Origin of the sequence: Lutibacter profundi (assembly GCF_001543325.1) — a bacterium.
Lineage (GTDB): Bacteria > Bacteroidota > Bacteroidia > Flavobacteriales > Flavobacteriaceae > Lutibacter > Lutibacter profundi.
Genome location: NZ_CP013355.1, coordinates 1457052 through 1471656, shown reverse-complemented (window position 1 = coordinate 1471656; position 14605 = coordinate 1457052). Strand labels below are relative to the sequence as shown.

The window sequence follows — 14605 nt, the reverse complement described above, 5'->3', positions numbered from 1 at the left end:
CTTTTGCAAATCTTAAAATTAGATAAAATGAAGACGATACAGTTTAGAGAAGCTATATGTGAAGCAATGAGCGAAGAAATGCGTAGAGATGAATCTGTTTTCTTAATAGGTGAAGAGGTTGCTGAGTATAATGGAGCTTACAAAGCTTCAAAAGGAATGTTAGATGAATTTGGTGCAAAACGAGTTATAGATACTCCAATTGCAGAATTAGGGTTTACGGGTATTTCAGTAGGTGCTGCTATGAATGGAAACAGACCAATTGTTGAGTTTATGACTTTTAATTTTTCTTTGGTAGGAATAGATCAAATTATAAATAATGCTGCAAAAATAAGACAAATGTCTGGCGGGCAATTAAATTGTCCAATTGTATTTAGAGGCCCAACAGGTTCTGCAGGGCAATTAGGTGCTACCCATTCACAAGCCTTTGAAAATTGGTATGCTAACACACCGGGATTAAAAGTAATTATTCCTTCAAACCCGTACGATGCAAAAGGTTTACTAAAAGCTGCAATTAGAGATGATGATCCTGTTATTTTTATGGAATCAGAACAAATGTATGGTGACAAAATGGAAATTCCTGAAGGAGAATATATCATTCCAATTGGTGTTGCTGACATAAAAAGAGAGGGTAATGATGTAACAATTGTTTCTTTTGGAAAAATAATTAAAGAAGCTTACAAAGCAGCTGATATTTTAGAAAAAGAAGGAATTTCTGTTGAAATATTAGATATGCGTACGATAAGACCAATGGATTTTGAAGCAATTTTTACTTCCGTTAAAAAAACAAACAGATTGGTTATTTTAGAGGAATCGTGGCCATTTGCCAGTATTTCTTCTGAAATTACATTCCAAGTACAAGAAAATGTATTTGATTTTTTAGATGCTCCAATTAAAAGAATTACTACTGCTGATACACCAGCACCATATTCACCAGTATTATTAGAAGAATGGTTACCAAACTCTAATGATGTTGTAAATGCCGTTAAAGAGGTTATGTACGTAAAATAATGGTATAAAATTTGCGTTATAAGTTCCTTTCAAGTCAATCTTGAAAGGATTTTTTTATGATAATGAAAAAAGCTAGTTTTATAAATCTTGTATTGTTACTTATTTACTCAATGGGTTTTGCCCAAGTAAAAGTAAGTGGTGTTGTTAAAGATGAACACAACGAAACAGTTCCTTTTGCGAACATTATTTTTGTGGGCTCAAATACAGGAACAGTTTCAGATGAAAATGGAAAATTTTACTTAGAATCTAATAAAACATATACTAAAATAGAAGTTTCTTTTTTAGGTTATGAAACCAAAATAATTCCAATAAAAAGTAGAGATTTTAATTTAATAATTACCTTAAAAGAATCGGCTTCACAATTAAAAGAAGTATTTATTTATTCAGGTAAAGTTAAGAAAAAAGGAAATCCTGCAATTGCAATTTTAAAAAAAATATGGGCTAAAAAACGTCAAAACGGAATTTATTTATTTGATCAATACGAATATAAAAAATATGAAAAATTAGAATTTGATTTAAATAATATTGATAGTGTTATGAAAAAAAGCAAACTATTTAAAGGAATGGAGTTTGTTTTTGAAGGAGTTGATACATCAAGAATTACAGGAAAATCCTTTTTACCAATATTTATTAATGAATCAGTTTATAAATCTTATGGTAAAAATAAAGGAGGAAGAAGATTACGTGAAGATTTAATAGCAAACAAAAATTCAGGATTTGATACAAATCAAAATGTAATAGCATTTATTAAAGATTTATACGTAGATTATAATATTTATGATAGCTACATTAAAATTTTTGATAAAAGTTTTGTAAGTCCAATTTCAAAAGCCGCAGGAGTTTCAACCTATAATTATGTTTTAAGAGATAGTGCATTTATAGATAATAAATGGTGTTATAATATTTTATACTATCCACGCAGAAAAAACGAATTAACATTTAAAGGTGATTTTTGGGTTAATGATACCACTTTTGCTGTAAAAGAAATTAATATGCAGGCAACTAGAAGTGCAAATATTAATTGGGTGAAAGATATTTATATTGAACAAGAGTTTGAAGTATTAAACGATTCAATATTTTTATTGAAACGAGATTATATGCTGTCAGATTTTAGTTTAAATAAAAAAGAAAAATCAAAAGGAATGTATGGTAGAAGAACTACCATGTATAAAGACTATAAATTTAATGAAGTTAAAGAAGCAAAATTTTATTCTAAAGAAGTAAACGTTTATGATGCTAATATTTATAATAAAACTGCAGATTACTGGAATTTAAATAGACAAGAGAAATTAAATAAAAATGAACAAGGTATTTATAAAATGTTAGATACCTTAAAAACGGTTCCGAAGTTTAAGCAAATTTATAACCTAATTTCTATTTTAGGTTCGGGCTATATAGAGCTTAATAATTTTGATTTTGGACCAATTTATTCCACATTTGGAAAAAATGATGTAGAAGGAATGAGATTGCGCATTGGCGGACGAACATTTTTTGGAAGTAATGATACTTGGCGAATTCAAGCATATACTGCTTATGGATTTAAAGACAATAAATTTAAATATGGAGTTTCAGGAAAATGGATGCTAGATCCAAAAAGTAGATTTATAATTGGAGGAGGAAATAGGCGAGATATAGAACAAATAGGCGTTAGTTTAACAACAACAAATGATATTTTAGGACGAAGTTTTGCTTCCTCTTCATTTTTTGCAAGTGGAGATAATAGTAAGTTAACGTCTATTAATTTATCTAATATTTATATGTCTATAGAATCAAAACATAATTTAGAATTTAAGTTAGGAGCTTCCTTTAGAACTTTAAAATCAGCTTCACCAGAAACGTTTAATTTAGATTATTGGATTGATAAAGAAAATAATAATAAGAAATCTGAACTAACACAATCTGAATTAAATTTCTCGATAAGATATAGACCAAACCGAAAAACAATAGGTTATGGAGTAGAACGAAATGAAGTTACAGACACTTATTCAACGCTGTTTTTAAACTATTCAAGAGGAATAAAAGGAGTGTTTAATAGTGATTTTGATTATCAAAAAGTACAGTTTTATTATCGTCAGCCAATTTTAATTGGTGGGTTTGGTAGAATGTTTACCACTTTTGAAGCAGGAAAAATATTTGGAGAAGTACCATTAGGCTTGTTAAGTGTTGTGCCGGGTAACCAATCGTATTTTACAATCGAAAATACCTATGCATTATTAAATTACTATGAGTTTGTAACAGATACGTATGCATCTTTACACATAGAACACAATTTTAATGGAAGGTTATTTTCGAGAATCCCATTACTAAGAAAATTGAACTTAAGAGAAATTATTGGAGTAAAGGGAGTTTTAGGAAGTGTCTCAGATGAGAATAAAGTATTAAATGCTTCAAGTACTATTAATTATATAGCTCCAACAAAAGGTTATTATGAGTATAGTGTAGGAATTGGAAATATATTTAAAGTTTTTAGAATAGATTTTAGTTGGAGAGGGAACTATAAAGAAATACCTGGAGCAAATAATTTTACAGTAAAAGGAGCCTTTGGTTTTTATTTCTAAAATTTATAAAAAATAAATAATTGTGCATTGTGAATTATGTACTTTTGCAAAAAAAAATAAAAGAAAATGAGTTTAAAAAATGGTAAAACGTTTGATGTATTAATTGAAATACCAAAAGGGAGTAGAAACAAATATGAATATGATTTTGTGTTGAATAAAATTAGATTTGACAGAATGTTATTTTCCTCAATGATGTACCCTGGAGATTATGGTTTTATACCTGAAACATTAGCACTAGATAAAGACCCGTTAGATGTTTTGGTGCTGGGAACAGAACCTACATTTCCAATGTGCGTAATGGAAGTGAAAGCAATAGGAGTATTTCATATGACTGATGAAAAAGGCCCCGACGAAAAAATAATTTGCGTACCAATTTCTGATCCAATATGGAATCAGTTAAATGATATTTCAGATATGAATCCTCATCAAGTAAAAGAAATTGAACATTTTTTTCAAGTGTATAAAGATTTAGAAGAAAAAAAAGTAGATGTTGGCGGTTGGGGAGATGTTAATGAAGCTTATGAAATTGTAGATAAATGTACAGAGCGTTACGAGTTAAGCGAACATAAAAAAAAGAGAACATTTACAATTTAAAAATAAAAAAACCACCTTATTAAAACAATTAAGGTGGTTTTTTTTATCTGTAATATTTTACTAATTTTAGCCGCATAAAAATTTAACTAATTAAACAAAAATAAATAAATGGAATTAATAGTAAATTATTTACCACTTTTTGGAATTTTAGCATTGGCATTTGTATTTTTTAAAAATGCTTGGGTAACTAAACAAGAAGTAGGAAATAAACGAATGGCTCAAATTGCCAAACATATTGCCGATGGAGCAATGTCCTTTTTAAAGGCTGAATACAAGGTGCTTGCTATCTTTGTTGTAGCGGTTGCAATTTTATTGTTTTTTAAAGGAACTTATGAAGAAGGTTCTCATGGAATGGTAGCCTTATCATTTGTAATAGGTGCAATTTGCTCTGCATTAGCTGGTTTTATAGGGATGAAAGCTGCTACAAAAGCAAATGTTAGAACAACACAGGCGGCAAGAACATCATTAGAGAAAGCTTTAGAAGTTGCTTTTGCAGGAGGCTCAGTAATGGGTTTAGGTGTTGTAGGACTAGGTGTTTTAGGGTTGAGCACATTATTTATGTTTTATAGTGGACAAGGATGGGATATTACAAAAATACTTAATGTACTTTCTGGATTTTCATTAGGAGCTTCATCAATAGCTCTATTTGCACGTGTAGGTGGCGGTATTTACACAAAAGCAGCCGACGTTGGAGCCGATTTAGTTGGTAAAGTTGAAGCGGGTATTCCAGAAGATCATCCTCTAAACCCTGCAACCATTGCAGATAATGTGGGAGATAATGTTGGAGATGTTGCCGGTATGGGAGCAGATTTATTTGAATCGTACGTAGGCTCAATTATTGGTACTATGGTTTTAGGAGGTGCTTTTGTTGCATTGCCTATTTTTAAAGAAAACGGTTTTGATGGGTTGGGGCCTGTTTATTTACCGTTAGCGTTAGCAGCTGTTGGAATTGTAATGTCAATTATTGGAACTTTCTTTGTGAGAGTGAAAGATGGGGGAAATCCTCAAACAGCATTAAATATAGGTGAATTTGGTTCAGCAGGTTTAATGGTTATTGCTTCTTATTTTATTATTGATCAAATGCTTCCTGCATCTTGGTCTTTCAGTGGATTTGAATATACTTCTATTGGTGTTTTTTATGCAACTATTGCAGGTTTAGCAGCAGGTTTGGGTGTTGGTAAAATTACAGAATATTATACAGGAACAGGTAAAAAACCAGTAAACGATATTGTAAGACAATCTGAAACGGGTGCAGCAACAAATATAATTGCTGGTTTAGGTGTTGGAATGATGTCAACAGCAGTTCCAATTTTATTAATTGCTGCTGCCATATTAGTTTCACATCACTTTGCAGGTTTATATGGTATTGCAATTGCTGCTGTAGGGATGTTAGCAAATACAGGAATTCAGTTAGCTGTTGATGCTTATGGTCCAATTTCTGACAATGCAGGTGGTATAGCAGAAATGGCGGAATTGCCAAAAGAAGTACGTGAGCGCACTGATAAATTAGATGCTGTTGGTAATACAACTGCAGCTATTGGAAAAGGATTTGCTATTGCTTCTGCAGCTTTAACTGCTTTGGCATTATTTGCAGCTTTTATGCAAACAGCTAATGTTACTTCAATAGATGTTTCAAAACCACAAATTATGGCCGGCTTATTAGTTGGAGGAATGTTACCATTCGTATTTTCTGCATTGGCAATGAATGCTGTTGGTAGAGCGGCAATGGCTATGATTGAAGAAGTTAGACGTCAGTTTAGAGATATACCTGCTTTAACAGCAGCTTTGAAAGTAATGCGTAAATATGATTCTGATATGTCAAAAGCATCAGAAGAAGATAGAAAAATATTTGATGCTGCTGAAGGAGTAGCGGAGTATGATAAATGTGTTGATATTTCAACAAAAGCTTCTATAAAAGAAATGGTTTTACCGGGCTTGTTAGCTTTAGCAGCTCCTGTACTTGTTGGTTTTGGAGGTAAATGGTTTGGTCTAGGAGGTCCAGAGATGTTAGGCGGTTTGTTGGCTGGTGTAACTACAACAGGTGTGTTAATGGCAATTTTTCAATCAAATGCTGGAGGAGCTTGGGATAATGCTAAGAAAATGATTGAAGAAAAAGGACTTAAAGGTACAGATACTCATAAATCTGCTGTAGTAGGAGATACTGTTGGAGACCCTTTTAAAGATACCTCAGGACCATCTTTAAATATTTTATTGAAATTAATGTCGGTGGTTGCTTTGGTAATTGCACCAAGTATAGCATTAGATGCTGTTGAGATTACTGCCTATTCAAATGAAAAAGCAGCTACAGAAGTAGTTGTAAATGAATCATTTAAGCAGGTAGAGGTTGCTATGAATATAAACGATGATGGTACTGTTAAAGCAACCGTAATTACAACAATTACTGAAAATGGAAAAACAATTATTGAAGAAAAAGTTTTTGAAGGAACAGAAGACGAAGTGAAAGCACAGTTAGAAACAATGAAAGGTGTTAATGTAATAAAAGAGGAAATAGAAGAAATTGTTAACGAGAATTAATTAACAATTTAATATATAAAAAACTCGCCATTGGCGAGTTTTTTGTTTTTATATATAGCCTAATTTTATAGCCTAAAAAAATTAAAATAGTCCATTTATTTGTGCATCAATTTTATCAATAACAGAGCCTAAATCTTCTTGGTTATCAACAAAATTTAAGTTGTCAACATCAATAATTAAAAGTTTTCCTTTTGTGTATTTTGAAATCCAGGCTTCATAGCGTTCATTTAATCTACTTAAATAATCAATACTTATTGAGTTTTCATAATCACGTCCTCTTTTATGAATTTGACCAACCAATGTAGGTATAGAAGCTCGTAAATAAATTAATAAATCTGGTGGAGTTACTAATCGTTCCATCAATTCAAACAGCGATTCATAATTTTTAAAATCTCTATTAGGCATTAAGCCCATAGCATGTAAGTTTGGAGCAAAAATTCGTGCATCCTCGTAAATAGTTCTATCCTGAATTAAATTTTTACCTGTTTCTCTAATTTCTAATATTTGACGAAACCTACTATTTAAAAAGTAAACTTGTAAATTAAACGACCAACGTTCCATTTCTCCATAAAAGTCGTCTAAATATGGGTTTTCATCTACAGACTCATAGTGGGGTTCCCATTTGTAATGTTTTGCTAAAAGTTTTGTTAAAGTTGTTTTACCTGCTCCTATGTTACCAGCAATTGCTACGTGCATATCAAATTTTTATGTAAATTTTTAAAAGCACAAGTTAATTATTTTTTTTTGGTTTTTTTATACTCAAACAAAAACTGTTAATAAATTAATTTATAACCGTAACTACGAACATTTATAATTTGAATTGAAGTATCGTCTTTTAATTTTTTTCGAAGCTTAGTAATAAACACATCCATACTTCGGGCATTGAAGAAATCATCATTACCCCATAGTTTTTTTAAAATAAAAGAACGCTCTAATATTTGATTTTTATTTTTTATTAAGTAATATAATAAATTCGCTTCACGATGTGTTAAAGTTTCAATTTTAGCATTTAATTGAAGTGTTTGTTTTTTAAGGTTGAAAATAAATTTACCTAAGGCAATTGATTCAATATTTAATTCATTTTCACCTCTTTTTAAAAGTGCATTTATACGAACTATTAATTCTTCCATGCTAAAGGGTTTTTTTAAATAGTCATTCCCTCCTATGTTAAACCCTTCTACTACATCTTTGGTTTGAGATTTGGCAGTTAAAAATATAATAGGAATAGTTGGGTTTTCTCTTCTAATTTCTTTTGCAAGAGTAAAACCATCTTTTTTAGGCATCATTACATCTAAAACCAATAATAGAGGATTTTCAGTTTTATAAACGTTATAAGCCTCCTCTCCATTAGCACAAAGGAGTACTTCAAAATTCCTTGTTTCCAAACTTTCTTTAATTATTTGACCTAATGAAGGTTCATCCTCTGCTAATAATATTTTAATTGGTTTATTCATTTAGCAATTCAATTTCAAATAAAGTGTTATTATTGTTATCATATATAATATGGATATATCCACCGTGTTTTTCAATAATTTTTTTGGTGTAATACAAGCCAATGCCAAAGCCTTTTACATTGTGAGTATTTCCTTCTGATATTCTGTAAAATTGTTCAAAAACTTTATCTTTTTGAGTTTTATGAATTCCATCTCCATTGTCTTTAATTAAAATAACGGGTTTATTGTTTTTAGAAATTAACGTTATTAAAATTTTATTACCACCGTATTTGATGGCGTTATCTATAATATTTCCAATGGCATTTTCAAAATGAAATTTATCTAAATTTAAAATAATTTCACCAAAAGAATTTTTAAATTCGAAAGTTTTTTTTGTATTTATAATTTTATATTTTTCAAGGATTGATTCTAATAATTTAGCGAGATGAATTGGCTGCTTATTTAGCACCAACTCTTCTTGGTTTAATATGGCAGTTTCTAAAATTTTCTCAACCATTAAGTTCAATTTAGTAACTTGTGAATTCGCTATTGATATATATTCTTCAGATTTCTTTTTATCATCTAACGCATTAAAATTTTTCAGAGCTTCCAAGGCTGTAGAAATAGTTGCAATAGGTGTTTTAAATTCGTGCGTAATATTACTAATTAGGTCGTTTTTTACTTCAGCTAATTGTTTTTGTTTATAAATGGTTTTTAATAAATAAACTAAGCTTGCTATAATACTGGCAGACAATAATAATGACAGTAAAATACTAATAAACGAATTTCTTAAGAGTATTGCTGTTTCATTGGTAAAAAATAGTTCTAATTTACTTCTATGTGGTAAATATGTTGAATTTGATATTGTTTTTAAGTGTTTTTTAGGGAAATTTTGGAGCTTATATTCAATAGTTTTGTTAGTAATACTATCTTCAAAATGCCTTTGATGATAGTTATATTTTAAACCGTATTTAACATTTATATTGTTTCGCTTAAACTCTTTTTTTAAATAAGAATCTAGTTTTTGTAAGTCTAATGTATCTCTTGAAATTGAAATAAAAACTTTTGATATTAGGCTATCAATATTTTTAGGCAAATGTTTATTTTGTGTAAAAAAAGGAAACAATCTGTTTCTAGCACGTTTTATTAATAAAGGCTTTTTATTTTCAAGCTTTGCGATATTTTGTAAAGTACTATCTATTTTTTTTCTAAAACCTCTTCTAGAATTTGTACGAACAATAATAGTATCTATTTTTTCTTTTGAGTTTAAAGAATCTAAGGAAGTAAATGTAATAATTCCAGATTTGGTTAGGTTTACAAAGTAGGCTTCAACAGCATTATCTAAACTTAATTGAACTTTACCAATTAAGTTTTGCTTATTAATTTTATACTCTCTATAATTCCAATATACTTGTACAATAATTGTTGTAATTATAGTAATAGTTATAAAATAAACAACCCATTTGTAGTTTCTTTTATTCATATTTTCAAAGTTAAGTACATATATTGTATTATCCACATAGCTTAACAATCGTTAACACTAATTAACTGAAATTTATAGCAATAGCATTTATATTTGCAATCTATTTAATTGAAAACGTATAAAAATGAGAATATTAAAGTATAAAAGCATTTTAGGAATGCTGTTTTTAATTGTTAATACTATCAATGCCCAAGATTTTCAAGGAAAAGCTACATATCTAACAAAATCTTCATTTGATATGGATTTTTCGGGGTCCGGAATTCCTGCAGACAGAATTAAAAGAATCAAAGAAAGAATGAAAAGCCAATTAGAGAAAACCTATATTTTAACATTCAATAAAACAGCTTCAATCTATAAAGAAGAAAAAAAATTAGATCAAACAGGAAATAGTCGTAGAGGAATGCGATTTATGATGATGGGAGGAGCATCAGGAAATTATTATAAAAACATACAAACCAAAACATCTGCAAAAGAAAGCGAATTTAGTGGTAAAAAATTTTTAATTAAAGATACACTAATAAGCTATAATTGGAAAATGGAGCAAGAAACAAAAATGATTGGTGAAAATTTGTGTTTTAAAGCTACTACAGTTGTTGAACGGCCTATAAGAAGTGCTAATTTTAGCTTTGGAAGAAGAAATAATAATCAAGATAAAAAAGAAGATTCAAAAGAAAACATAATGGAATTAACCATTGTAACGGCATGGTATACACTTAACATTCCTGTTAGCCATGGTCCGGGAGAGTATTGGGGTTTACCAGGTTTAATTTTAGAAATAAGTGATGGAAATACACAAATATTATGTACTAAAATAGTCATGAATCCGAAAGAGAAATCAACGATAAGAGAACCTAAAAAAGGAAAAGTTGTTACACAAAAAGAATATGATAAAATGGTAGAGGATAAAACAAAAGAAATGCGTGAAAGATTTAGAAATGAGCGTAAAAAAAGTGGTAGTGGAGGTCATTTTAGAATTAGAGGATAACATACTTAATAACTAAAAATGAGAAAAATAATAATTTTAGGGTTAATTACACTACCATTTATTGCTTTGGCTCAAAATATAAAACTTGAAGGTACAATAAAAAGTGAAGCAGGAAACCCTTTAGAAATGGCAAATGTAATAGCCTTTAAAAAGGGAACAAAATTTTTACAATCATATTCAATTACAGATTCAAAAGGAAATTATAAGTTAAGTTTAGAACAAAACCAAGCATATACTTTAAAAGTGAGCTATTTGGGTTTTGATACAAAGAGTATTGATATTAATATTGAGGATTCTTCAAAAGATTTAATAAAAGATATAGTTTTAAAAGAGTTGAGTGAATCATTAAAAGAAGTTGAAATTACTTACGAGATGCCAGTAAAAATAGTTGGAGATACTATTGTTTATAATGTAGATTCATTTACTTCAGGAAAAGAAAAAAAATTAGGAGATGTTCTTAAAAAATTACCCGGAGTTGATATTGATGAAAATGGAGAAGTTGAAGTTGAAGGGAAAAAGGTTCAAAAAATATTAGTTGAAGGTAAAGCGTTTTTTGATGGAGATTCCAAATTGGCTACTCAAAATATACCAGCTTCAGCAATTGATAAAGTTCAAATTCTAAAAAATTACAATGAGGTTGCTGGAATGAGGAATGTTACTAATAATGAAGATAATATAGCCATTAACATTAAATTAAAACAAGGGAAAAAAAGATTCTGGTTTGGTGAAATAAATACAGGATTAGGTGATGATGAAAAGTATATTGTAAAACCTAAGCTATTTTACTACAGTCCTGAAAAAAGCATCAATGTATTGGCAGATGTAAATAGTATTGGTGTAGCACCATTTACTATGCGAGATTACTTTAGATTTACAGGTGGATTAAGAAGTGGAATGAGTGGTACGGGAACTAATTTTAACGTTTCGTCTGGAGGAACAGGGTTTATGACTGCTCAAAATAATAGAGCACAAGAAATAATCTCTAAATTTGGAGCATTAAATTTTAGTTTTGCCCCTAAAAAAACTGTAGATTTTAATGGTTTTGCTATTGTAAATGATTCTAAAACAATAATGTTAACACAATCAAACACAATTTACAATAACACAAATTTAGAGGATAAAAACAGAACGTTAACTATTCAGGGAAATACACTGGGAATGTTAAAATTGAGTACTAACTACAACCCGAGTAACAACTTACATATTGATTATGATATTTTTGGAAAACTTTCAAAACAGACGGAGTTAAATAGTGTAGCTTCTACAATTAGTGGTGATATTAACACAAATAAAGAAGAAACACCAGTTACATTAAGTCAGAATTTTAATTTGTACTACACCATAAACGATAAAAATATATTTTCAGCTGAATTGCAACACAAATATGAAAAAGATAAACCGTTTTACAATTCTTTAGTTACAATACAGCCTTTTTTAATAATTCCTTCTAATAATTCTGAAACCATTATTGATATTATTCAAAATAAAAAAGTAACTACCAATAGGCTTGATGCTAAATTAGACTACTATTATTTACTAACTCCAAAAAGCAATATTAATTTAACGTTGGGAACTTTATTAAGTAAACAAAACTTAACCTCTACTATTTCACAAAATTTGGAAAATGGAAGTGTTTTAAATTTTAGCAATGCGGTTTTAAACAATAATGTTGATTATAATTTTACCGATTTATTTTTAGGAGTTCATTATAAAATGGTATCGGGCATTTTTACATTTAATCCAGGTGTGAGTTTGCATTATTACCAAACAAAAGACACTCAACTAGATGCTAAAATTAAAAGAGATAAAATTAAATTATTACCAGATGTATATGCGCGTTTACAGCTTAAATCATCTGAAAGTTTACGTTTTAACTATTCAATATCTACACAATTTCCTGATATTAACAAAATAGCAGAAGCTTATATTTTATCTAATTATAGGTTGTTAACACAAGGGAATAGAGAATTGGAAAACGCATTGTACCATAAATATTCACTAAGTTATTTTAGTTTTAGCATGTTTTCATTTACCAATATTCATGCATCTGTAAACTACACTAAAAAAATTGATGAAATAAAAAATAGCACTCAATTGTTGGGTGCAGATAGAGTTTCATTTCCAGTTAATTCAAACCTTGCAGATGAAACATTTTCAGCCTCTTTTAGATATGGAAAAACATATAGTAAACTTAAAACTAATTTAAGGGCAAGTGTTAATAATTCAATATTTAATAATATTGTAAATAATAGGCAAATAAAATCTAAAACACTTTCGCATAATTATCAGGTTAGTGTTGCTAGTAAATTTAAAGATGCACCTAATTTCGAGATAGGCTATCAAAAATCATTTTCAAAGTATTCAAATACAGGAAGTACAACGGATAGGCCTTTTGCAAATATGGAAATAGGATTTCTAACAAACTTTATTTTAACGACAGATTATAGTTATTATAAGTATAAAAATGATGAAAATACGGTTAAAAACACGTATTCATTTTTAAATGCTAATTTGTATTATCAGCAAAAAGATAGCAAGTGGGAATTTAAACTCTCAGTAACTAATTTAACAAATAATACCTCTATGAATACAGATAGTTATAATGAAATTTCTGATAGTAACACTACATCGTTGTATTTTATTCAGCCAAGAATTTATCTACTTTCAATAAAATATATTTTATAGGGCGTTACCCTGCGAATTGGGTTATCACTACTCGCTTTTTACAGTTGTGAAAACAACTGTAAAAGAGCTAAAACAAATAGCTTGTGCTGAGCCTTATCAAAGTATTCTACCTTTACGCAAAATAAGCCTTATTTAATCTTAATTAGTTAGAGAGGGTTTTTTTATAGTAGAATAAGCTAAATTTGAAAGTGTTTTAAATTTAAAATAGAAAGCAAATTTGAAAACTGAATAAATTCTAGAATTGAAAAAGATAGAAGCTGATAGTTCAACAGCTTGATTGAACAAAAATCACAAACTAATAAATTAGCATTAAAGAAAAAAAATATGACATCAATTTTCCAATATATTATAAATGAGGTTATAAAACGAAAATTGAAAAACAAACAAATTCCATTAAATGAATTAGAGAAAGAAATTACCAATACTAAAGTTGAAATTTCACATTTAATTCGTGATAGTTTTTTCATTTTAATAGGGGTAGTATCAGCTACTTTTGGTTTAAATGGATTTCTACTCCCAAATTCTTTTATTGATGGAGGAGTCATGGGAATTTCACTTATTATCACTGAATTAACAGGAATATCGCTATCAATATTAATTATTGTTATAAACCTTCCATTTATACTTATGGGATATTCTACCATTAGTAAACAGTTTGCTGTTAGAAGTGTTTTTGCAATTATTTTATTAGCAATTTCAGTACATTTTATACCTTTTCTTGTTATTACAGATGATAAATTATTAATTGCAGTTTTTGGAGGTTTCTTTTTAGGAATGGGAATTGGATTGGCAATACGTGGAGGTTCTGTAATTGACGGAACAGAAGTACTTGCTGTTTATATAAGTAGGAAAACAGCCTTAACAATTGGAGATGTTATTTTAATATTTAACATTCTTATTTTCGGAATTGCTGCGTATGTTTTTTCTATGGAAATTGCTTTATACGCTATATTAACCTATTTGTCAGCTTCAAAAACTATAGATTTTGTGGTTTCGGGTATTGAAGAATACGTGGGTGTTACCATAATTTCTGATAGAAATGAAGATATTAGGTTAGCAATTATTGAAAATATGGGAAGAGGTTGTACCATTTATTCTGGTAAACGAGGATTTGGTAAACGAGGTGATACTTTAAAAGAAATTGACATACTTTATACGCTAATAACAAGGTTAGAATTAGCAAAATTACACACTGAAATAGATAAAATAGATAAAGATGCTTTTATTGTAATGCACAGTATAAAAGATGCTAAAGGAGGTATGATAAAAAAACGACCTCTTAAATAAACCATATTTAAGTTAGTACAAAGTATTAATATTTATG

The 14605-nt window shown here is 29.1% G+C and carries 10 protein-coding genes; 7 read left to right on the top strand and 3 right to left on the bottom strand.

Translation table 11 applies throughout. The features are described from left to right. Positions 1 to 27: 27 nt before the first annotated feature. The 4 genes from Lupro_RS06490 (at position 28) to Lupro_RS06475 (ending at position 6695) form a co-directional block, all read left to right on the top strand. Positions 28 to 1008: a pyruvate dehydrogenase complex E1 component subunit beta gene (locus Lupro_RS06490; RefSeq protein WP_068207582.1), complete on the top strand. Its 981-nt coding sequence runs from the start codon at positions 28 to 30 to the stop codon at positions 1006 to 1008. Positions 1009 to 1070: 62 nt separating this feature from the next. After that, positions 1071 to 3566 carry a DUF5686 and carboxypeptidase-like regulatory domain-containing protein gene (locus tag Lupro_RS06485; RefSeq protein ID WP_068207578.1) on the top strand — a complete coding sequence of 832 codons (2496 nt, stop codon included), beginning with the start codon at positions 1071 to 1073 and terminating at the stop codon, positions 3564 to 3566. Positions 3567 to 3632: 66 nt separating this feature from the next. Continuing rightward, the gene (locus Lupro_RS06480) at positions 3633 to 4160 is read left to right on the top strand and encodes an inorganic diphosphatase (protein ID WP_068207575.1); all 528 of its coding nucleotides are present in this window, start codon (positions 3633 to 3635) and stop codon (positions 4158 to 4160) included. A 108-nt stretch (positions 4161 to 4268) separates the two neighbouring features. Then, entirely contained in the window at positions 4269 to 6695 is a 2427-nt protein-coding gene (locus Lupro_RS06475; RefSeq protein ID WP_068207572.1) for a sodium-translocating pyrophosphatase, read from the top strand. Between the two features lie 81 nt (positions 6696 to 6776). On the opposite strand, the gene Lupro_RS06470 is transcribed toward Lupro_RS06475, so the two are convergent. The 3 genes from Lupro_RS06470 to Lupro_RS06460 all read right to left on the bottom strand — a co-directional run bounded on the left by Lupro_RS06470 (position 6777) and on the right by Lupro_RS06460 (position 9611). Beyond that, positions 6777 to 7391, bottom strand: coding sequence for a deoxynucleoside kinase (locus Lupro_RS06470; RefSeq protein ID WP_068207569.1), 615 nt, complete (start codon positions 7389 to 7391; stop codon positions 6777 to 6779). 77 nt (positions 7392 to 7468) lie between these two features. Beyond that, a complete protein-coding gene (locus Lupro_RS06465) occupies positions 7469 to 8149 on the bottom strand; it encodes a response regulator transcription factor (protein WP_068207566.1) in 681 nt (226 codons plus the stop codon). Further along, positions 8142 to 9611 (bottom strand): sensor histidine kinase, encoded by a 1470-nt coding sequence (locus tag Lupro_RS06460; protein ID WP_068207564.1) that lies wholly within the window; start codon positions 9609 to 9611, stop codon positions 8142 to 8144. The genes Lupro_RS06465 and Lupro_RS06460 overlap by 8 nt, the downstream gene beginning before the upstream one ends. Before the next feature lie 124 nt (positions 9612 to 9735). Between Lupro_RS06460 and Lupro_RS06455 the strand changes: the two genes are divergently transcribed. From Lupro_RS06455 to Lupro_RS06445, 3 genes are all read left to right on the top strand, one after another. After that, entirely contained in the window at positions 9736 to 10596 is an 861-nt protein-coding gene (locus Lupro_RS06455) for a GLPGLI family protein (protein ID WP_068207561.1), read from the top strand. An 18-nt stretch (positions 10597 to 10614) separates the two neighbouring features. Continuing rightward, a complete protein-coding gene (locus tag Lupro_RS06450) occupies positions 10615 to 13281 on the top strand; it encodes a carboxypeptidase-like regulatory domain-containing protein (protein WP_068207559.1) in 2667 nt (888 codons plus the stop codon). A 324-nt stretch (positions 13282 to 13605) separates the two neighbouring features. Beyond that, positions 13606 to 14568 carry a YitT family protein gene (locus Lupro_RS06445; RefSeq protein ID WP_068211490.1) on the top strand — a complete coding sequence of 321 codons (963 nt, stop codon included), beginning with the start codon at positions 13606 to 13608 and terminating at the stop codon, positions 14566 to 14568. Positions 14569 to 14605 lie beyond the last annotated feature (37 nt).

What these genes read in the sequence shown, in the direction of transcription:
- Lupro_RS06490 (WP_068207582.1), top strand. Translation starts at nt 28, where the DNA reads ATGAAGACGATACAGTTTAGAGAAGCTATATGTGAAGCAATGAGCGAA.
- Lupro_RS06485 (WP_068207578.1), top strand. Translation starts at nt 1,071, where the DNA reads ATGAAAAAAGCTAGTTTTATAAATCTTGTATTGTTACTTATTTACTCA.
- Lupro_RS06480 (WP_068207575.1), top strand. Translation starts at nt 3,633, where the DNA reads ATGAGTTTAAAAAATGGTAAAACGTTTGATGTATTAATTGAAATACCA.
- Lupro_RS06475 (WP_068207572.1), top strand. Translation starts at nt 4,269, where the DNA reads ATGGAATTAATAGTAAATTATTTACCACTTTTTGGAATTTTAGCATTG.
- Lupro_RS06470 (WP_068207569.1), bottom strand. Translation starts at nt 7,391, where the DNA reads ATGCACGTAGCAATTGCTGGTAACATAGGAGCAGGTAAAACAACTTTA.
- Lupro_RS06465 (WP_068207566.1), bottom strand. Translation starts at nt 8,149, where the DNA reads ATGAATAAACCAATTAAAATATTATTAGCAGAGGATGAACCTTCATTA.
- Lupro_RS06460 (WP_068207564.1), bottom strand. Translation starts at nt 9,611, where the DNA reads ATGAATAAAAGAAACTACAAATGGGTTGTTTATTTTATAACTATTACT.
- Lupro_RS06455 (WP_068207561.1), top strand. Translation starts at nt 9,736, where the DNA reads ATGAGAATATTAAAGTATAAAAGCATTTTAGGAATGCTGTTTTTAATT.
- Lupro_RS06450 (WP_068207559.1), top strand. Translation starts at nt 10,615, where the DNA reads ATGAGAAAAATAATAATTTTAGGGTTAATTACACTACCATTTATTGCT.
- Lupro_RS06445 (WP_068211490.1), top strand. Translation starts at nt 13,606, where the DNA reads ATGACATCAATTTTCCAATATATTATAAATGAGGTTATAAAACGAAAA.